Origin of the sequence: Sporomusa sphaeroides DSM 2875 (genome assembly GCF_001941975.2) — a bacterium.
Classification (GTDB): Bacteria; Bacillota; Negativicutes; order Sporomusales; family Sporomusaceae; genus Sporomusa; species Sporomusa sphaeroides.
This window is the reverse complement of sequence record NZ_CP146991.1, coordinates 1,711,148-1,730,871: the sequence shown is the minus strand read 5'-3', so window position 1 is coordinate 1,730,871 and position 19,724 is coordinate 1,711,148. Positions and strand designations below refer to the sequence as shown.

Annotated in this window: 18 protein-coding genes, 1 riboswitch and 1 other annotated feature; of the genes, 3 read left to right on the top strand and 15 right to left on the bottom strand. The window is 48.4% G+C overall.

Going from position 1 to position 19,724, the window contains the following annotated elements; genetic code table 11:
* Positions 1–45: 45 nt before the first annotated feature.
* The 15 genes from SPSPH_RS07670 to SPSPH_RS07600 all read right to left on the bottom strand — a co-directional run bounded on the left by SPSPH_RS07670 (position 46) and on the right by SPSPH_RS07600 (position 15,350).
* The gene (locus tag SPSPH_RS07670; RefSeq protein ID WP_422397031.1) at positions 46–693 is read right to left on the bottom strand and encodes a C40 family peptidase; all 648 of its coding nucleotides are present in this window, start codon (positions 691–693) and stop codon (positions 46–48) included.
* 24 nt (positions 694–717) lie between these two features.
* Positions 718–856, bottom strand: a riboswitch (cyclic di-AMP (ydaO/yuaA leader).
* A gap of 96 nt (positions 857–952) precedes the next feature.
* Positions 953–1,912, bottom strand: coding sequence for a glycosyltransferase family 2 protein (locus tag SPSPH_RS07665; RefSeq protein WP_075754732.1), 960 nt, complete (start codon positions 1,910–1,912; stop codon positions 953–955).
* A gap of 169 nt (positions 1,913–2,081) precedes the next feature.
* The gene (aroH, locus tag SPSPH_RS07660; RefSeq protein ID WP_075754730.1) at positions 2,082–2,441 is read right to left on the bottom strand and encodes a chorismate mutase; all 360 of its coding nucleotides are present in this window, start codon (positions 2,439–2,441) and stop codon (positions 2,082–2,084) included.
* Positions 2,442–2,571: 130 nt separating this feature from the next.
* Positions 2,572–2,886: a hypothetical protein gene (locus SPSPH_RS07655; RefSeq protein WP_075754728.1), complete on the bottom strand. Its 315-nt coding sequence runs from the start codon at positions 2,884–2,886 to the stop codon at positions 2,572–2,574.
* Between the two features lie 148 nt (positions 2,887–3,034).
* Complete coding sequence (locus SPSPH_RS07650) at positions 3,035–3,517, bottom strand: HyaD/HybD family hydrogenase maturation endopeptidase (RefSeq protein WP_075754726.1); 483 nt, start codon at positions 3,515–3,517, stop codon at positions 3,035–3,037.
* A gap of 86 nt (positions 3,518–3,603) precedes the next feature.
* Positions 3,604–4,329: a Ni/Fe-hydrogenase, b-type cytochrome subunit gene (cybH, locus tag SPSPH_RS07645; protein WP_075754724.1), complete on the bottom strand. Its 726-nt coding sequence runs from the start codon at positions 4,327–4,329 to the stop codon at positions 3,604–3,606.
* Between the two features lie 19 nt (positions 4,330–4,348).
* Positions 4,349–6,241, bottom strand: coding sequence for a nickel-dependent hydrogenase large subunit (locus tag SPSPH_RS07640; protein WP_075754723.1), 1,893 nt, complete (start codon positions 6,239–6,241; stop codon positions 4,349–4,351).
* 21 nt (positions 6,242–6,262) lie between these two features.
* A complete protein-coding gene (locus SPSPH_RS07635) occupies positions 6,263–7,393 on the bottom strand; it encodes a hydrogenase small subunit (protein ID WP_075754721.1) in 1,131 nt (376 codons plus the stop codon).
* Between the two features lie 210 nt (positions 7,394–7,603).
* Positions 7,604–8,890 carry an ammonia-forming cytochrome c nitrite reductase subunit c552 gene (locus SPSPH_RS07630; RefSeq protein WP_075754719.1) on the bottom strand — a complete coding sequence of 429 codons (1,287 nt, stop codon included), beginning with the start codon at positions 8,888–8,890 and terminating at the stop codon, positions 7,604–7,606.
* Positions 8,883–9,368, bottom strand: coding sequence for a NapC/NirT family cytochrome c (locus SPSPH_RS07625; RefSeq protein ID WP_422397000.1), 486 nt, complete (start codon positions 9,366–9,368; stop codon positions 8,883–8,885). Before SPSPH_RS07625 ends, SPSPH_RS07630 begins: the two co-directional genes overlap by 8 nt.
* 127 nt (positions 9,369–9,495) lie before the next feature.
* Positions 9,496–10,482, bottom strand: coding sequence for a putative heme d1 biosynthesis radical SAM protein NirJ2 (gene nirJ2 / locus SPSPH_RS07620; protein ID WP_075754717.1), 987 nt, complete (start codon positions 10,480–10,482; stop codon positions 9,496–9,498).
* A gap of 4 nt (positions 10,483–10,486) precedes the next feature.
* Positions 10,487–11,659 (bottom strand): radical SAM/SPASM domain-containing protein, encoded by a 1,173-nt coding sequence (locus SPSPH_RS07615; RefSeq protein ID WP_075754715.1) that lies wholly within the window; start codon positions 11,657–11,659, stop codon positions 10,487–10,489.
* A gap of 281 nt (positions 11,660–11,940) precedes the next feature.
* A complete protein-coding gene (gene trxA, locus SPSPH_RS07610) occupies positions 11,941–12,264 on the bottom strand; it encodes a thioredoxin (RefSeq protein ID WP_075754713.1) in 324 nt (107 codons plus the stop codon).
* Positions 12,265–12,297: 33 nt separating this feature from the next.
* Complete coding sequence (gene leuS, locus SPSPH_RS07605) at positions 12,298–14,778, bottom strand: leucine--tRNA ligase (RefSeq protein ID WP_075754711.1); 2,481 nt, start codon at positions 14,776–14,778, stop codon at positions 12,298–12,300.
* A gap of 117 nt (positions 14,779–14,895) precedes the next feature.
* Positions 14,896–15,104 (bottom strand) — a binding site (T-box leader).
* 69 nt (positions 15,105–15,173) lie between these two features.
* Positions 15,174–15,350, bottom strand: coding sequence for a hypothetical protein (locus tag SPSPH_RS07600; protein WP_158027054.1), 177 nt, complete (start codon positions 15,348–15,350; stop codon positions 15,174–15,176).
* A 143-nt stretch (positions 15,351–15,493) separates the two neighbouring features.
* Between SPSPH_RS07600 and SPSPH_RS07595 the strand changes: the two genes are divergently transcribed.
* The 3 genes from SPSPH_RS07595 to SPSPH_RS07585 all read left to right on the top strand — a co-directional run bounded on the left by SPSPH_RS07595 (position 15,494) and on the right by SPSPH_RS07585 (position 19,716).
* Positions 15,494–17,209, top strand: a complete 1,716-nt coding sequence (locus SPSPH_RS07595; protein ID WP_075754706.1) for an ABC transporter ATP-binding protein — start codon at positions 15,494–15,496, stop codon at positions 17,207–17,209.
* Positions 17,209–19,005, top strand: coding sequence for an ABC transporter ATP-binding protein (locus SPSPH_RS07590; protein WP_075754704.1), 1,797 nt, complete (start codon positions 17,209–17,211; stop codon positions 19,003–19,005). The genes SPSPH_RS07595 and SPSPH_RS07590 overlap by 1 nt, the downstream gene beginning before the upstream one ends.
* 300 nt (positions 19,006–19,305) lie before the next feature.
* Positions 19,306–19,716: a hypothetical protein gene (locus SPSPH_RS07585; protein ID WP_075754702.1), complete on the top strand. Its 411-nt coding sequence runs from the start codon at positions 19,306–19,308 to the stop codon at positions 19,714–19,716.
* The last annotated feature ends 8 nt before the right edge of the window (positions 19,717–19,724 follow it).

Sequence of the window (19,724 nt, the reverse complement as noted above, 5' to 3'; positions counted from 1 at the left end):
ATAACAAAAGCGGGAAGACAGCTAATGCCTTCCCTGCTTGTTGGTTTACATCACCCGGCGGGCGCCAATGTAGCGCGGACCCCAATAGCTACTGCTCATACTGGCAATAGCCACACCGCGGCTGGACGTAGCGCTGATAAAATTACCATCACCAATATAGATGCCGCTGTGAGATGCTCCCGGTGCGTAGGTAGTGAAAAACACCAAATCACCGGGTTGAAGACGACTGTAAGACACAGGCCGCCCAACTGCAAACTGTTCATCAGCCATTCGCGGCAGAGAGATACCACTCTGGGCAAATACGAAGCGAGTAAAGCCGGAACAGTCGAAACCGCCAGGGCTTGTCCCACCAAATACATAAGGCACACCTTGATAACGCAGCGATGTCTGAATAATACGCCGTACCGAAGTTGTGGAAGAATCACGGCTGGCAGGAATATCCCGCCCCATCAAAGCACGATAAGTTTGTGCTCCAACTACACCATCAGGCTCAAGACCCCGAGCTTTTTGAAAAGCCTTGACAGCACTGACCGTTAAGTCGCCAAAATCACCATCTGCTGCGCCGGCATCAAAACCAAGCTCAGTAAGCTGAGTTTGAATAGCGGCTACATCAGCGCCTCGGTCACCGGATTCATATGTACCTGAAGCATGGGCAAAAGCAGCGGTCCCAAAAAAGAGACAAAAAGCAACAATAAACCCGAAATACTTTTGCAATTGGTTTCCCCTCTCCTTGGCCTCCGAGGTTAGCTGACGGGTTAGGGTTGCAGGCACCCTACCTGAAAAGCCAGTGCTAATCAGGTTTCACCCCATAAAACTGGTTCCCCCGTACCTGAGCTGGATTCGGCTTTCTAAAACGCTCCTTGGTTATTATTCTGTATCAAATTTGAAAATCCTGCCTAAAATTCATGGTTTTTTTACAAATTTAGGGAGGATTATAGTTTCCTGATAATTACTACTCGTTACCTTTATTTTGCTGCCGACTCAGATCAGCCTGAAGCCAGTAGAGCGGACGCTGTTTCACTTCTTCAAATATTCTCCCGACATATTCACCAATAATACCAATGCCCGCTAATTGCAAACCGCCCAACAGCAAAATACTGGCCGTAATTGTCGCCCAGCCCGGAACAGCTTCATCGGTAAAAAGCCTAATATAAACAACATGGCCTGTCAGCACAATGCTGCTAAACCCCAGGGCCAGTCCAATATAAAAGGCAAACCGGAGCGGTGTTTTAGAATATGCCGTTATACCATCAAGCGCAAAATGCAGCATTCGCTTTAATGAGAATTTGGATTGCCCGGCAAAGCGTTTCGGCGCAACAAATTCAATCTTAGTCTGCCGATAGCCAATCGCGCTGATCATACCTCGAATAAATCTGGCACGTTCCCGAAAGCGCCGAAAACTATCTACCACCTGTTTATCTAATAATCTAAAATCAGAGCCACCCTCGGTAACCTGTACATTAGACATGGCATTCATCAGTTTATAAAACATGCCTGAGGTAAAGCTTTTAAACCAGGATACTCCTTCAGTATTAATTCTCACTGTCTGGACTACCTGGAAACCTTCTTCCCATTTGGCAAGCAACTGCGGCAGCATCTCAGGCGGATGCTGCATATCGCCATCCATGGTAATAACGGCATCCCCTTTTGCATGATCCAGTCCGCAGGTTAAAGCCACCTGATGACCAAAATTGCGAGCCATAATGAGCGCCCGTACCCGCTTGTCCGCATTGACTAAACGTTCTAAGATAAACGGAGTAGCATCACTTGAACCATCATCGATAAAAATGAGTTCATAAGAATAGGCCAGCGGCTCCATAGCATTAACAACTTCCTGATAAAAGTTGTCGATATTATCCTGTTCGTTAAATACCGGCACAACAATAGATATTACATTTTCCGGTGAAGCCATAATTCAGCCTCCTTTTCACCATTTTATTATTGCACTGCCGGCCAGTGAATGCAAGTCTTGGAACTGAAAAAGCGAGATTACTTCCCATACCTGCAATGACGGTAAGGACCCGCTACAGTCATTGTGAGAGGTACGGCGAAACAATCCCGCTTTTTCACTTAGAACCTTCTTACGCTGTGATATCCTGACGTAAAACCATTGCGTCATGCAAATAAATATGCTTGATATCCTGCTGACAAGTATCGGTATTCCAAAGAATCAATACCCTGATACACAGCGGCAGCGCTTCAGGACACTCTATTTCCTGGGTGCCAAACAATGGCACTTGTGTCCAGCCGAGTTTTCTTGCACCTGCAGCCGGAAAAGCCGCGTTTAAATCAGGGGTTGAGCTGAATATCACAGCGCCAATATCTTCGGTATTCATCGCATTTTCCCGTACAATTGCCGCTAGAAGTTCAGCCACGCGCTCAAAGATTTCTTCACATTGGTTTGCGGTAACAGTTGTCGCGCCTCGAACGCCACGCAGCATAATAACCACTCCTAGAGAAAAATTAGCATAGGCTTAGTATACAATATACGCGAAATTAATCCTTTTTCCTGCCAACATTGTAAATATATATATCCAATAACACTAAAGCCTCGCCGCCATGCTGTTAAAGTTAGTCTTCTTTCTTAGGTTTATTGCACCGGCAGGAGTCGCATACATGGCACCGCCACCAGCCGCATTCGGGGCAAACGGCATTGGACTGATTCAGCTCAACATATTTTCCTTGTTCATACTCTCGCCAACAAAAGCTGGCACCCGCTATTTTCTTTAACATAACCGACCGGGTATCTACCCATAATTTTTGCCCAAAAACAGTAATCAACAGCTCATGTACACCATTCTGCTCGTTAAACCTGTAATCTTCAGCAGGAAATACTTCAGGCACTCCTTTGAGGCTAAGGATAACATAGAGAACATTGTACTTCACAGTCCACCTCCCGCATGTATCCGCTGACTTAATCACTCTAAGACTCCCGCCTCTTTAGGCGGGAGTAAGAGCAGCTAAATCGCTGGATAATTCCGACTATACTCCAGTTGGGGGAACCTTACCGGAAGCAAGTCTTCAGTTATAATACCTATGTAAGCGGCAGGCAGTTTATACCCCAAGAATCTAATACTCGCAATGTCCTGCAGATAGCATTGTCAACACTAGCTTGTACTGTTTCACTTAATTCTAAACCAACATCAATAACGGCCGGCTGAACTCCTAATACAACCACGTCTTTCACCGGCTCTTCCAATACTTCCAGCGCCGCCAGCACGTCCTGAATCCCCAGTTCGTGCATAGATACTTTATGTTTAAAATAAGCCTTGACTTCCTCATTGGCAAACTGAAAAAAAGCCCCTGGTTCACTGCCGCCATTAATGGCATCAATAATCAGCAGCCGGTCAGCGCCTTTGATAAAGCGCAGCAATTCCATGCCAAGCGTACCGCCGTCAAGAACTTCAACAGTATCCGGAAAGGTATAACGCCGGGTAAGTTCCTCAACCACCCGGACGCCAAAACCTTCGTCCTGCATTAAAATATTGCCGATACCCAAAACAACGATTTTTTCCATGATGCAAGCTCCTATCATTCGCTCAATAGACAGAAGATTGCCACGCTAAATTCTGCTGTACATCCGGCGTGGCAATCTCGATCTCATTACTTTATCTTAGTTTTCAGGTTATCTTTGCTAATATCATCCAAATCATCAGGTTCTTCTTCCATATACTTGACACCGGAGAACATAGCCGATATCTCGCCGCCTTTTTCGGTAAAGTCAGCCCTGATTGCCATATATACGTGCACAATGACAAACAAGATGATACACCATGCAACAAAATGGTGAATGATATGAACAGTGTATTCGTTAACCAGCCAGTTGTTAAACGGGCCAAATACTTTTGCCAGGAACCGGTTAGGCTCAATCATGTAGTACATCGCCAAACCGGTTATGGCTTCAATCAGAAACATAAGATATACCGCCAGATAGCCTGATCTGGCCAATGAATTCCGGAGATAGGGACGATGCTTGCCGCGCATGAACATATAATGCATCTGCGTATCCATAATTCCAGTCCAGTACAGCTTAGTCCACGGCTTAGGCAAAAGCCTGTCGCCGGGATTAATGATAAAGCCGTAAATGCGGGGAATAAAGGAGATGATAAGCACATAGCCTGCGATAAAATGAATATACCTTATCATTTCCATCGATAAAACATGATTAACGGCAAACGTTGGCTCTATTCCCTGTGTCCCCAGGAAAAAAGGATTGCCAATGTACAGGCCGGTAAGAAACAGAATAAATGTACATATTACCATAACCCAATGGAAAATCCGCGTCCACGGGCTAAACAGGTAATAAGGTTTCATTGCTCCTTGACGCATGACCGGTATTCCTCCTTTTTTATAAATACGGGTCGGTGCGAACTACTGCAAGTTCCTTGCCTTCTTTGTCATAGAGATGAGTGGCACAAGCCAGACAAGGGTCAAAAGAGTGAAGCACCCGCAGTATTTCAAGCGGCTTTTCGGCAATCTTTACTTTGGTATCAATCATACTGGCTTCATAAGCGCCATAGCCGGCTTTTCCGTCCCGGGGACAAGCGTTCCAGGTGGAAGGAACAATCGCCTGATAGTTTTCAATTTTGCCGTTTTTAATGGTTACCCAATGACTCAGGCCGCCTCGCGGCGCTTCGTGCAGACCCACTCCTTTGGCTTCCTTCGGCCAGGTTGCCGGATCCCAGGTAGCCGTGTTAGCTACTGTTGTGTCGCCGGCTTTAATACTGTTTATCAGTTTATCAAAGAAATACTTGGCAATATACGCATGCAGCTGTGCATCCAAAGCGCGGGCTGCCGTACGCCCTACTGTAGTCGGCATCCATTTTTCCGGCGGCAGATTTAATGCTTTGGACACTGCCTCAATCTGGTCAACCATGAATTTTTCCGCCCAGGTTGGCTCACCGATAATGCCTTGTTTAACCTTGGTATACACAATAATATATTTAGCCAGCGGGCCAACTTCAGCCATTTTACCATTCCATTTGGGTGTCTTAATCCAGGAATATTTGCCATCCTCGTTAAGATACTTCCAGTTGGTCTTGGTCCCTTCTTTCGGTTCGGTATATTGCGGAGTGGTAACACCGTTCCAGGGATGAAGGTCCTTGCCGGCTTCAGGATAACGGTACCAAGAATGTTCAACACCTTCGGTCAATACATTCGGATCAGTCAGGTCTTTACCTTCCAGCGGATGGAAAACAGCCTGGCCAATACCCTGACCAAAGTTTTCTACAACCCCGTTGGCACGGATTAGCAGATTTTTAAAATAATCCCCATTGGAAGTTCCGCTATAGCGGTCTTCGGGGAAATCGCCAAAGGCCAGCACCCGTTGCCCGGCTAAACCGCCGCCGTCGGCAAAACCTGCTTTGACAAACAAATCGCCAATGACCAGCGCATCCGGTATGTAAAAATTATTTACCAAATCTATTGTTAGATTTATCGCAGTATCCACTACGGCTAACCGTTCGGTGTTAATAGGTGCATTCATATCATTCATGGAAATGGAACAGGGCATCCCGCCGACAATATAATGCGGATGAGGGTTTTTGCCGCCGAAGATAACATGGGGAATAACAATTTCCCGCTGACGGTCAAGCATGTTCAGATAATGGGATACAGCCATCAGATGAGCTTCCGGCGGCAGCACGTTATAGTCGGGATGATCCCAGTAATGGGCCGAAAAAAGACCCAGTTGGCCGCTCTCGACAATGCCTTTTATTTTATTTTGAATTTCCCTGAAGTACGCGGTTGTTGCCTTCGGAAACTCTTTAGGATAGGCGTTGGTGTCAAAACTGACAGGGCCCTCAAACGTAAGGCTGTATTTTTCCAGTACCGTGTTCTGCAGCGCCGCCGTAGCTGCCGGGTCGGCTCTGAGCGCCGCTACCGGGCTGACCCAGTCCAGGGCATGCAAATGATAAAAATGGACAAGATGATCATGCACCATTTGCGTACCGGCTATTATATTGCGAATAAAGTTGGCGTTTTTGGGAATTTCGATACCTAACGCATCTTCAACCGCCCGCAAGCTGCCTAAAGCATGTACGGTAGTACAAACACCGCAGATTCTCTGGACAAACATCCAGGCATCCCGTGGATCCCTCCCGTTTACTATTAATTCAATCCCCCTCCAGGCAGTGCCGCTTGAAAGAGCATCTTCCACTTTGCCGGTAGCTTCATCTACTTCTATTTCAACCCGCAGGTGGCCTTCAATCCGGTTTATCGGATCAACAACTATGCGTTTCATCTAAACCGCTCCTCCTCATCCCTATTCATTGTCCTGGCCGCGTTCCGGCTTGGTTTCATCCGTGCCGTCCTGCGCTTTTTCTGCTTTAGACTCATGCATTTTGTGCTGAACATAAGATGCAATACCATGAGTCGCTACACCGGCGGCAGTCACGCCGGCCAAGATAGCGCCAACTTTGTCTGCATTGACAATAGTATTAGGCACAGGGATGTTAGGCAGCCGTTCATAGAAAGGATCATTATCCCAGAAGTTATTGGCGGCACAGGCAACACAGGGCGCACCTGCCTGGATGGGATAACTCAGACCATTCCACCAGCGTATATTGCCGCAGGAATTATAAGCTTCCGGCCCCCGGCAGCCCACCTTGTACAGACACCAGCCGGCCTTGCTGGCAATATCGTCAAATTTTTCCACAAACATACCGGAATCAAAAAATGGACGCCGATAACAAGTATCATGGATGCGATTGCCAAAAAATTGTTTAGGCCGTCCCTGATTATCAACAGGTGGTAACTGGCCGAAAAGAACATAATGCATAATGGTACCTGTCAGCACTTCCGGAATCGGCGGACAGCCAGGCACCTTGATAATCGGCTTGCCACTAACAATTTCACTTACTGCCACCGACTTGGTGGGATTGGGTCTGGCGGCTTGAATTCCGCCCCAGGCGGCACAGGAACCATTTTCAATAATCGCTGCCGCATTTTTAGCGACATGCTTCAATGTCTCAAGCATGGGTTTTCCGCCAACCATACAGTATATGCCAGCTTCCGCAGTAGGCACAGCACCTTCAAAAACCAGAACATACTGACCCGCATATTTTTTTATTGTTTCTTCCAGGTGATGTTCCAGTGGCTCGCCGGCAGTGGCAGCCAATACATCCATGTATTCAAGAGCAATCATATTAAGTACCAGATCGGAAGCCAACGGTGACTGGGAACGAATAAAGCTCTCGTCGCAACCTGTACACTCATGACCATGCAGCCAAATGACCGGCAGCAACGGTTTTTTCTCTGCCGCTTCAATGACACGGGGTATTAGTTCGGTAGACAGCCCCATAATACTGGTCAGAGCCACGCATGTTTTAACGAAATCACGCCTGCTGATATTTTTCTTTTGAAATAATCCCCAAAGGGTATCCCGCTTTTCCATAGTCGCCCCCCTTAAAATAATACTGTTTACAAATTAATCCTTCTTCTGATATTCTGCTTATTTTTCCAGTTTCCTGTCGCACTTGTCAAAAAATAATAAATTACAATTAGAACTTATTATGCCGCAGCTATACAGGCAATTTACAAGCGGGTGATGTATAGGCAATACACCACCCGCCTGCACTACAAACTGCTTTCACTTGTTAATTACTCATAGAGAGTTGGTTCCTGCTGCTTTATTGGCAGCATTAACAGCCTGATGAGATAAATCAATGGACTGCCCCAGCGTGTTAAGTCCTTGAACCGGATTATGGAACCCCATACTGTTGGAGGCTGCCATGTAATCCCAATACCATTGAGCCCGGCGCAGCAATTCACGGGCATTGGCCAGTTCAGTCTGATTGACATTCGGGATTTGACTGGCTTTTTGAATGGCTTCATGGGCTCTGGCAACATTTTCTCCCGCCATATGCTGAAGCTGCCAGGTATTATCCTGATAGGCCTTAACCTGGTTGAATAAAAGTTCCTGTCCCTGGGTATGGCAGGGGGAACAAGATTCATTGAGCGTCTTTAACGGGCTTGTCATCCAGTGCGAACTATACTTCTGTCCGTTTTTTCGCATATAGGGCATATGGCAATCAGCACAGGACACACCAAATTTGCCATGAACCCCATTTTGCCATTCTTCATAATCGGGATGTTGCGCCTTTAAAACAGGCACTTTTGAATCGGTTTGCAGAAAATCATATTCAAATCCGTTCGGTTTGCCGGAATAATACTCATACATTTCCTGAGGAGTCAGGCCTTTATCCCAGGGAAATATTACTTTGAAGGTACCTGGCTCAAAATAGTACTCAGAATGGCATTGACCACATACATAAGAACGCATCTCTTCACGGCTGGCCTTGCTGACATCTATGCCACGCCGTTGCATAGCTTCGATAAAGGCCGGATTAATTACCCGCAATCCCATAGTCTCAGGATCATGACAGTTAGCACAGTTGATCGGATGATCTTTGGCCCGGTCCATGAGTTCATTAAGCGGTCGACTGGCATAACCCCAGCCCATTTCCTGATAAAATTGCTCCAGATACGGTGTTTTACAGGTAACGCATGCCCCTTTAGCTGCCGGACCAATACGCTTGGATTCCCGCAAATCGTGCATCGCATACTGGTGACCGCGATCTTCGGTATAATCTTTGCTGAAGGGATTGCCTTTGAAGTTGACAAATAATTCAGGCTGTCTTTCTGATTTTTGAATATTAATGCCGCCACCATAACCTGTCGGCGAAGGTGCGGTTTCTAAATTCTTCTGATAGCTTTCGTAATACAGCGGGTAGTTTTTACCCCAGGTTTCGATGTTATATTCTCCTGCCGGAAGTTTAACCAACTGCACTGCTGATTGCGGTTTAAACAACCATATACGGCTAAGCACCGCTCCTGTAAACAGGATAATAAGCACGAGGAAAGCAGCCAAGACTTTTTGGGTCTTATTCAACAGGAACACCCTCCTTAACTACAATCTGATTATGAATCATGCCGCGGTGGCATTTGGTGCAGGCGTGCCCGCCGCTTGCCGACATAAATGTATTGCCGATCGTATAGGCATGGCAACGGGCACAGTTATCGTTTACAATAGCTCTGCCTTTGGCGCTAATCCGAATAGTATCAGGATAATCACGCAAGAATTCATGATAGGTGTCATGCATACCGGTTTGTCCTTTGACAATCATTTTCTCAACCAGGTTCTCCTGAGGCAAATGGCAATCCCCGCAGCTAAACTGACGGTGATTGGACGCTTGCCAGGTAACCGCTGCATGCTGCATGGAGTGGCAGCTGCTGCAAAAGGAAGCCTTATCTGCATAAGCTATGCCGCCGCCTGCTATGGCAAACCCGGCAATGGCTGCTAATGCGCCAATCAGCATGAAGGTAAGAGTTTTTCTTTCCAGATAATTTTTCCATTCCAATATAGCCACCTCCCGATAACCGGTTCAGTCTGCGTACTATTCAGCATTATTAGATTCCCATTTTTGGAAGGGTTTATGCCAAAAAAAAAGAAGCTGGCCGAAACAAAGTTTCAGCACAGCTTCTTTTTTAGCAGTATCATCTATTTCCCCGGTTACACCAAGGCTCTTCAGCCAAATAATCTCCGTCAGAGTAATAATACGCTCTGGCACGGCAACCACCACACAGGCTGTCATAACCACAAGAACCGCAGCCGCCTTTGAGCGGTTCCTGGCGCAGTTCTTGAAAGACCTTACTGTCTTGCCATATTGTATCAAAAGCAGCCTCTCTCACGTTACCTACTTTCAGCGGTAAATACGGACAAGGCTGGACATCACCATTAGGCAATATGACACAATAGGTAGTACCTGCCAGACAGCCGCGGGTATAACGCATAGGCACGCCGCGTTCTTTAGCAATACGCATAAACTGTGGGGCACAGGTTGGTTTTATTTCAATAGAGGTGGTTGCCTGCTTGTCAAGAATACGTGTCAGCAGGGCTTCATACTCTGCTGTCTTAAGCGTAGTTTCTTCAATGTCTTTTCCCCGTCCGGCAGGCACAAGAAAAAAGATATGGTGGGCAACAGCACCTAACTCAACAGCCAGATCGGTAATCCTGGTAATTTCATTTTCATTCCAGTTGGTCACGGTGGTATGGAGCTGGAAAGGCAAACCGGCTTCCCGGCAGCTTTTAATCCCCTCCATGGTTTGCTGCCAAGCGCCTTTCACTCCCCGGAAGGTGTCATGACGTTCAGCATCACAGCTGTCTACACTTATGCCTGCGCACATTAACCCGGCAGACTTCAGCCTGGCCGGAACCTCACCGGTTAGCATAATGCCATTGGTGCCGAGTACTGGTCTAAGCCCGACGGCAGCAGCATGGGTAATGAGTTCATAGATATCAGCGCGCAGCATGGGCTCGCCACCGCTTAAAATCATAATCTTAAAGCCGGCTCTGGCGATCTCGCTAAGCAATTTTTTGCCTTCAGCGGTGCTTAGCTCATCAGAACGTTTAGCGCCCGCATCGCGGTAACAGTGTATACAATTGATATTACACTGTTGTGTGGTATTCCATGAGATTATCATGCAGTTACTCCTTGTAATCAGTAAGATAGCACGCCGGATCTTCGCTCCACATATCACCCGATACTGCCTCTGCCCTTATCCGGCAGCCACCACAGAAACTTTTGTAGCGGCACTCGCCACAGCGACCGGTGACATGGCTTTGTTTATCACGCAGCTTGCACAAAAATTCATCTTGTGCATTGTGCCAGATTTGACTGAATGATTGTGTGCGAACATTGCCAAGCGATTTATGGCCCCAGAACTGACAGGCATGAACATCACCCTGGGGATCAACATTGGCCATTTTCTGTCCGGCCGAACAGCCGCCATGCATACCCAAAAGCTCTTTAATTTCGGGTACCCGTTCCGGCTGAGTACGCTCAAAATGTTGCAGAATGTAGATGCCGTCGGCATGATTATCGGTGGTAAGAATTTCAACTTCCACGCCACGCTTGTGAAAATCCAGTGTCCGTTCAATTAAATATTCAATTGTCTGGCGTTTCTGTTCAGCAGTGGTATCAAGTTCAGCCATTTCCTTGCCTCGTCCGGCATATACCAGATGATACATACAGAAACGAGGAATCTTCTCTTGTTCAACAATATCTAAAATATCGGGCAATGTATGATAATTCAGCTTGTTAACAGTAAAACGGATCCCTGTTTTATTACCGGCAGCAATAGAGTTGCGGATGCCGGCAAGAGTTTCTTTAAAGGCCCCTTTTTTCCCCCGGAAATAGTCGTGGACTTCTTCATTGCCGTCAACACTAACGCCAACATACTGGAAGCCGGTATCTTTAATACGTTTGGCCATCTGCGGGGTAATGAGCGTGCCATTTGTTGAAATAACCGGGCGAATGCCCTTCTCAAGGGTATAAGCCCCCAGTTCAAACAAATCCTGGCGGACAAGTGGTTCACCGCCGGAAAACAGTAATACAGGCACTTTCATGCCTGCCAGGTCATCAATAAAACTCTTGGCTTCAGCAGTAGTAAACTCACCTGCATAATCACGGTCTTCAGCACAGATATAACAGTGCTGGCAATTGAGATTACAGCGGTTGGTCGAATTCCATACGACAATGGGTGTTGCGTCTGAGGAAAATTGAAGCATCTGGGGCGGCAAGTGGCGGGAACTACGACCATATTTTACGATGTCGGACACAGTCGCCGTGCCGCAAAGCAATTTGGTGCAACCTATCATCTTGTATTATTTCTCCTTCGATTTTAAGTTTTATAATAATTTCGACATACGGCGAAAAGTTCCCTGCTGGCCTTACAAACTTTTCCGATAATTGTAAACAAGCCCTATAGTTGACGGGGAATATATAGTATCCCATAAGGATTTACAGTAGGTTGTTGGTAAGAGCGCAGGTTAAGTGCCTGCGTCGGAACATAACTAACAACCTGCTGTAGAGGAAAATCTGTATTGGATTTTATATAGTACAACTCCCGGATACCATATAGTACCCGGGAGTTGTGGTTTTAAAACAGCTTTTCCAAAGCATCACCAATATCTTTTTTCGGACGATAGCCGGTAATCCTGGCGACTTCCCTGCCGCCTTTAAAGAATACCAGCGTAGGAATACTCATAACATTGTATTGGCTGGCCAGTTCCTGTTGCTCATCCACATTAATCTTAGCCACATCTGCCCGGCCTTCGAAGTTTTTGGCCACAGCCTCCACTTCCGGTCCCACCATTTTGCAAGGACCACACCAGGGCGCCCAAAAGTCGACAAGCACCGGTTTGTCGGCTTTAATGACATTGTCATTAAATTCAACCGCGTTTGTAATGGTAATTATACTCATTTTCCCGCCTCCTTACTAATGGACTTATTATCTCTATTTCACAACAATATTAACCAGTTTCTGCGGCACAGATATTACTCTGACAACCTCTTTACCGGCAATAAGCTCACGGACTCTTTCCTGCTCAAGCGCTGTCCTTTCCAGTTCTTTTGCACTGAGGCCTGCTGCGACAACCACTTTATCGCGGACTTTGCCGTTAATCTGAAGAACAATCTCGACTTCTTCGACTTCCAGGGCAGACGCATCAAATGTCGGCCAGAATTGCTTATGAACACTGCCGTCGGCAATGGTCTCCAGCCATAATTCTTCGGTGACATGAGGAGCGAACGGAGCAAGCATTTTCAGCAGACTTGCGACTACCTCCCGCAACAAAGCAGCGTTGGGTGTTATACCTTGCTCTTTTAGGGCATACATCGCATTAACCAGTTCCATAATCGCACTGATGGCTGTATTAAAGTTAAACCGCTGACCGATGTCCTCGGTTACCCGTTTGATGGTTATGTGCAGAATGCGGCGAAGTTCTTTTTCTGCTTTAGTCAGTTGGCTTGGATCATAGCTTGCCGTCTCTGCCTGGATATACGGTCCATAATGACCGATAATCCGCCACAGACGTCCTAAGAAACGGTATGCACCCTCAACGCCCTGGTCACTCCATTCCAAATCCCGTTCCGGGGGTGCCGCAAATAAGATAAACAATCTGGCGGTATCGGCGCCGTACTTGCCAATAATCTCTTCCGGCGAAACAACATTGCCTTTGGACTTGGACATTTTGGCACCGTCTTTGATAACCATCCCTTGGGTTAACAGGTTCTTAAACGGCTCATTGACATTAACCAGGCCGGCATCTTTTAATACTTTGGTAAAAAACCGTGAATACAGAAGGTGCAAAATGGCGTGTTCTATGCCACCGATATATTGATCAACAGGCATCCAATAGTTGGCTTTATCAGGATCAAAGGGCTCGTCCGCACTATGCGGGCTGGTATACCGGAAGTAATACCAGGAGGAGCAGATAAAGGTATCCATAGTATCTGTTTCCCGCCGCGCCTTGCCACCGCATTTCGGACAAGTACAGTTGATAAACTCCTCGGCTTTAGCCAGTGGCGATACCGAGCCGCTGGTAAAATCAACGTTTTCAGGCAATAAAACCGGTAATTGTTCTTTGGGAACAGGTACTGTACCACAATCAGGGCAATAGATGACAGGAATCGGTGCGCCCCAATAACGCTGACGGGAAATGAGCCAATCACGCAGACGATAGTTAATCCGCCGCTTGCCAATGCCTTGTGTTTCGAACCATTGCGCAATTTTGACCTTGCCGGCTTCGTTATCCAGACCACTGAATTCGCCTGAATTAACCATAATACCCTGGCCATCATACGCGCCAGTCATATCATTAAGGTCTAGCGCTTGGTCAGCCGGCTGAACTACCAGCTTTTTCGGCAAATCATACTTATTGGCAAATTCCCAGTCACGCTGGTCATGAGCCGGTACACCCATAACTGCACCGGTACCGTATTCTGCCAATACATAGTTGGCTATCCAGATAGGCACCTGCTCACCGGTAAACGGGTGAAGAGCATACGCCCCGGTAAAGATGCCCTCTTTTTCCGTCTCAGTGGACGTGCGGGCAATTTCACTTTGTCCTCTAACCTTCTCGATAAAGGCTCTGACAGCCGCTTCCTCCGGTTTGCCGGTAACAAGCTTGTCCACCAGCGCATGCTCCGGTGCCAGTACAATATAGCTGACACCAAAAACCGTATCATGACGGGTGGTGTACACGGCAATCTTATCATTTATTTCAGGCACGGCAAAACTGAATTCAGCGCCTTCACTACGGCCAATCCAGTTTTCCTGCATAGTCTTAACCCGTTCAGGCCAGCCTTTAAGCTCAGGCAAATCGTCTAAAAGCCGGTCAGCATACTCTGTTATCTTTAAAAACCATTGTTCGAGGTCTTTTTTAACAACATCAGAGTCACAGCGCCAGCAGCGTCCGTCAACCACCTGCTCATTGGCCAGTACGGTATTACAGTCATTACACCAGTTTACTGCCGCTTTCTTTTTATACGCTAATCCACGTTCAAAAAACAACAAGAACAGCCACTGAGTCCAATGATAATAATTCGGATGGCAGGTGGCTACTTCGCGGTCCCAGTCATAAGACAACCCCAGCTCTTGCTGCTGGCGGCGCATGTTAGCAATATTATCCTTAGTCCAGGACGAAGGATGAATGCCATGCTTAATAGCGGCGTTTTCGGCAGGCATGCCAAAAGCATCCCACCCCATAGGATGCAGCACATTGTAGCCTTGCATGACTTTGAATCTGGCGACAACATCACCAATCGAATAATTACGTACATGGCCCATGTGCAAATTTCCTGATGGATAGGGAAACATCTCCAAAACATAATATTCTGGTCGCTGGCGGTTAATAGTTGTGCAGAAAGCATTGCTTTCAGCCCAGAGTTTTTGCCATTTGGCCTCAATCTCGCCTGGCATGTATTTTTCATTCATCGAGTAAATCCCCCTTGGACAGATAAGATAATAAACTATAGCTTACACTAAGCTTTAGCGTAAGAGAAGCCGATTAATTTCTATACCCGTAGAATATAAAAAAATCCCGTGGCTAACGCCAGGGACGAGGCTTCTCGCGGTACCACCCTGTTTGATGACAATTGTCATCCACTCATTTGCCAATAACGCCAGCCTCGCGTCGACCACTACACACGTTCACAGTCGCTCTTCAGCAGCGAGTTCAATAATAGTACAGATTGGCTCACAGCGACCGCCAACTTTCTGAACCGCAGCTATCATTTACTATTCTGCCTCTTAAGATTTGCATTCTCAATTATATAGTAATAATTTGCAAAAGTCAACTTATGGATAAATGGGTCTTTGTGCCGCTCCGGTCAATTAAACTTGTCCACGGCACATAGCCGCGGATCAACGCCGGGATTGATGATAACCAGCAGTACATGGGTGTCGGCTGAGCCGGCTCTAATAGGCGGAAGTATTTCTACCAGTACGACAGAAATGACCGCACCGTCATAAGTCGGGTTGATGGCACCTCGGCCCCTGTTTGACATAAATAGCACCATGTGCAGCAGACTATAAACGCAAGCAGCTGTTTTTAGCAGATGGTTGGCTGGCTCCGCGACCGCAGTAAATTTTGCAGCCAACATCTATATGGTATAATTATACGGTGAGACGTTTTCGAAGGGGTATGGGTATGAAGCATTGGCAAGGTTACTGGCAAAGATACCGGCTGCATTTTAGCGGAGCGGCCTTGTTTGTCGCGCTGGAGGCGGTATGCGATTTGCTGCAGCCGACCATTATGGCCAGTATTATTGATATTGGTGTGGCCAACCGGGATCTGGATTATGTACTGCAGCAGGGCGGCATCATGCTGCTGGTGACGGCGGCAGGCGCTTTGGCGGCAACCGCCCGCAATATCATTTCCAGTACAGTATCCCAGCGGGTGGGCACCGAACTGCGCAGCCAGGTCTATGAAAAAATTCAGACCCTGCCGTTTACCATGGTTGACAAATTTGACCGGGCAGCCCTGATAACCCGGCTGACCAATGACGTAACCCAGATTCAGTCGCTGGTAAACGGCATGATGCGCATTTCGCTGAAAGCACCTATTCTTTGCATTGGTGGCCTGATTATGGCAGTCAGTCTAAACCCTCGCCTGAGCGTGGTGCTGGCCGGCGTTGTGCCGGTGGTGGGCTTGCTGATTGCCATTAATATGAAAATCGGGTATCCCATGTTTCTGGCGGTGCAGTCCGCCCTTGATCAAATGAACCGGACAGTACGGGAGACAGTGTCCGGGGTCCGGGTGGTAAGGGCCTTTAACCGGTTTAGTTATGAACAAACCAAGTTTGCGACTGTTAATACCTATTTCCGGGAGCGGTCGGAGACTGCGCTGCGCCGGATGGCAGTTTTCGGACCAAGCATTGCCCTGACGATGAATCTGGGAGTGGTCGCCGTCCTCTGGCTGGGCGGCCGCGGGGTGAAAAGCGGCGAGATGCAGGTCGGCCATATTATTGCTTTTATAAATTACATGACCCAAATATTATTTGCACTGGTCATTATTGCGCTGGTATTCAACGTATTTGTCCGGGCCCGGGTATCGGCCCGCCGGATCGAAGAAGTGCTGAATGTCCAGGCAGACGGGACGGAGGAACTGGCAGCCGACCCGGCGCCTCTTTCCTTCCGGGGCAGGATTGACTTCGAACAGGTCTCTTTTGCCTATGATGGAACGCTGGCACTGGATAATATTTCGCTGACCTGCCTGCCGGGAGAAACCGTCGGCATTATCGGGCCGACCGGTGCAGGAAAAAGCACGCTGGTGCAGTTGATTCCAAGACTGTATGAACCTGCAGCCGGCACTGTGAAGCTGGACGGCCTCGATATCCACCGGCTAAATCCCCGGCTGCTGCGGGATAGGATAGCCTTTGTGCCGCAAAAGGCCTTGCTATTTTCCGGCACGATTCTGGACAATATCCGCTGGGGCAAAGAGGGGGCAACGTCGGCCGAAATAGAAACTGCCGCCCGCATGGCCCAGGCCCATGACTTTGTCATGGATTTCCCGGAAGGCTATGAAACCCGGATTGGGCAGGGAGGCGTCAATTTATCCGGCGGGCAGAAACAGCGGCTGGCCATTGCCCGGGCACTGGTGCGCAAGCCAGCCATTTTGATTCTCGACGATGCCACCAGTGCGGTAGATGTTGCTACCGAGGCCCGGATTAGACAGGCTTTAGCGGCCTATGCGGCCGGGCTGACCTGTTTTATTATCGCCCAGCGGATTTCTTCTATTATGACAGCCGATAAAATTGCAGTTCTGGATGAAGGAAAACTGGTCGGACTGGGACAACATGAAAAGTTGCTGGCAAGTTGCGCGGTATACCGGGAAATTTGCCAGTCGCAGTTAGGCGGTTGCTGATGGCAGAGCAGGACCGGCGGGAAAATTCCGGCTCCGGATCTTACCGGGGATTTTTGCGCGGCGGCAAGGGTTTGGGCCGGAGCAAACAGCAAGCAGTGACCAAGCCGCAGCATTTTTGGTCAACACTTGGCCGGTTGTGGTGCTATCTTGGGCGGGAGAAAGAACAACTAAGCGTTATCTTTGGCATGGTACTGCTGGAAGGGGCGCTGGCGCTGGCCGGCCCCTATCTGGTCGGTGTGGCAGTGGATGCGGTGACAGCCTACGGGCAGGGAGGTTCTTCCGCCCGGCTGGAGCAGCTCATCTTTATGCTGCTGACTGTGTATCTGAGCACGGCTGCACTGTCTGCCGGCGAGGGCTGGTTGATTGTGGGCGTATCTCAGCGGCTGGTGGCGGTCCTGCGCCGGGAACTGTTTACCAAGCTGCAGAAGGTTCCGCTGGTATATATCGATACCCGTGGCCACGGTGATGTCATGAGCCGTTTTACCAATGACATTGATATTGTAAGTACAACGGTTTCGCAAGCGGCCAGCCAGATAATGGGCGGCTCGATCGCAATTGTGGGTTCATTGGTCATGATGCTGTGGCTGAGTCCGCTCCTGACACTGGCTGCTATGATTACGGTGCCGCTGTTGGTTTTGCTGACCAAGGCAATTTCCCGGCGGACCGGACAGCTGTTTAAGGAACAGCAGGATCAGTTAGGCCGTCTCAATGCTCATGCTGAAGAAACTATCAGCGGGATTGAAGTGATTAGGGCCTATAATCATGAGGCAAAAGCCATTACCGAATTCAACCTGATCAATGACCAGCTCTGTCAGGTGGGGCTTAAAGCACAAATCTGGTCAGGATTTTTAATGCCGATTATGAATGTCATCAACAATATAGGCTTTGCCGCCATTGCCATCGTCGGCGGTATTCTGGCCGTCAATCAGGGGATTACCGTCGGCGTCATCGCCAGCTTCCTCGGGTATTCCCGTCAGTTTGTCCGGCCACTCAACGACTTGGGTAATACCTTTAATACACTCCAGTCAGGGGTCGCCGGTGCCGAACGGGTCATAGAGCTGCTGGATACTGCCGAAGAGCCGCCCGATCCGCCAGGGGCGGCAGTGCTGCATAAGCCACGGGGCGAAGTGATCTTTGACAGGGTTTCCTTTGGCTACCGGCCGGACCGGCCAATTTTGCATGCTATTAGTTTTACAGCCGTTGCCGGCAGCAGCATTGCCCTTATCGGCCCGACTGGCGCCGGCAAGACGACCATCGTCAATCTGTTAACCCGTTTTTATGACGTTACCGGCGGAACCATTTACATTGACGGGCGGGATATCCGCGACTATACCCGCGACAGTGTGCGCAGCACGTTCGGCATTGTCCTGCAGGACACCTACCTGTTCTCTGGGACAATCCGGGATAACATCCGTTATGGCCGGCCGGAGGCATCCGATACGGATGTGGCGGCCGCAGCCGCCAAAGCCAATGCGGCCGGGTTTATTGAGCGCTTCCCACTGGGGTATGAAACCGAACTGACGGAAAACGGCAGTAACTTAAGTCAGGGACAGCGGCAATTGTTAGCCATTGCCCGGGTTATCCTGGCCGACCCCTCCATCTTGGTATTAGATGAAGCCACCAGCAGCATTGATACCCGGACAGAAGGGTATATCCAGGCTGCGTTGAAGACCATTATGCAGGGCCGGACCACGTTTATTATCGCTCACCGTTTAAACACCATCCGGGATGTAGACATGGTGCTGGAAATTCAAGACGGCAGGATTGCTGCCCAAAGACTGCGGCAGCGGGCCTAGTAGTCTGCCAAGTCTAAAGCTATAGGATGAATTGCGCGAGATTTTTCGTCCAGCAAGGCGGAGGAGCCGCGCATATCGGACATATGTAAGGTGACGACAACGAAGTTGGGCGGAAAATATCGCGACAAGAACACCATGGATTTAGGCTTGGTGGACTACTAAGCTACAGGAGCGGCTGTCCATCAAGCCAGCTCTGGAGTACCGGCAGGCAAATGAAAACAAAAGTCAACTTAGGGATAGATGGTGAAAACTGTTCTATCTCAGTCAAACCTTCATACACTGTTCATAAGGAGGTGCGTCATGTATAAGCTTATTATCGGCAATGTCAGAGTGACCGTAAATGATGACAGTATTAAGCGGGAGCAGGCCGCCGCTTATGGCAAACAGGCGATTGCCGCTGCCAGCCAGCAGGGCAAGCTACTCTCCCATGTTGAACTTAGTACCGGACCAGACGGTATTGAGGTTGCCTGCACGGAAAAAGCCGGTTGCCGCATGATCAGAAAATCCATTACCCAAAGTATGCTTGACGGTGTCTTAGATGCCGCCAAAGAGAAATTCTATCCCACCGGAACCTTTTCCCAAAAAGATTTATGGTTTGACAGCGAAACAGGTCAGGAGTGGCGGGGGCAGGAATGCGAGTTAGCGCGTCAGGACGTTTTGAAAAGATTAGAAGAATGGGTAAGTTCTCAAAATTCCCAAACCCATACATAACCGGCACT

Excerpts from the sequence above, each read along its gene's own strand:
- SPSPH_RS07665 (WP_075754732.1), bottom strand. The coding sequence starts at position 1,912 with ATGGCTTCACCGGAAAATGTAATATCTATTGTTGTGCCGGTATTTAAC.
- SPSPH_RS07600 (WP_158027054.1), bottom strand. The coding sequence starts at position 15,350 with ATGTCAAACAGGGGCCGAGGTGCCATCAACCCGACTTATGACGGTGCG.
- SPSPH_RS07585 (WP_075754702.1), top strand. The coding sequence starts at position 19,306 with ATGTATAAGCTTATTATCGGCAATGTCAGAGTGACCGTAAATGATGAC.
- SPSPH_RS07635 (WP_075754721.1), bottom strand. The coding sequence starts at position 7,393 with ATGGAAAAGCGGGATACCCTTTGGGGATTATTTCAAAAGAAAAATATC.
- cybH (WP_075754724.1), bottom strand. The coding sequence starts at position 4,329 with ATGCGTCAAGGAGCAATGAAACCTTATTACCTGTTTAGCCCGTGGACG.
- trxA (WP_075754713.1), bottom strand. The coding sequence starts at position 12,264 with ATGAGTATAATTACCATTACAAACGCGGTTGAATTTAATGACAATGTC.
- SPSPH_RS07640 (WP_075754723.1), bottom strand. The coding sequence starts at position 6,241 with ATGAAACGCATAGTTGTTGATCCGATAAACCGGATTGAAGGCCACCTG.
- SPSPH_RS07615 (WP_075754715.1), bottom strand. The coding sequence starts at position 11,659 with ATGATAGGTTGCACCAAATTGCTTTGCGGCACGGCGACTGTGTCCGAC.
- leuS (WP_075754711.1), bottom strand. The coding sequence starts at position 14,778 with ATGAATGAAAAATACATGCCAGGCGAGATTGAGGCCAAATGGCAAAAA.
- SPSPH_RS07595 (WP_075754706.1), top strand. The coding sequence starts at position 15,494 with ATGAAGCATTGGCAAGGTTACTGGCAAAGATACCGGCTGCATTTTAGC.
- nirJ2 (WP_075754717.1), bottom strand. The coding sequence starts at position 10,482 with ATGATAATCTCATGGAATACCACACAACAGTGTAATATCAATTGTATA.
- SPSPH_RS07650 (WP_075754726.1), bottom strand. The coding sequence starts at position 3,517 with ATGGAAAAAATCGTTGTTTTGGGTATCGGCAATATTTTAATGCAGGAC.
- aroH (WP_075754730.1), bottom strand. The coding sequence starts at position 2,441 with ATGCTGCGTGGCGTTCGAGGCGCGACAACTGTTACCGCAAACCAATGT.
- SPSPH_RS07590 (WP_075754704.1), top strand. The coding sequence starts at position 17,209 with ATGGCAGAGCAGGACCGGCGGGAAAATTCCGGCTCCGGATCTTACCGG.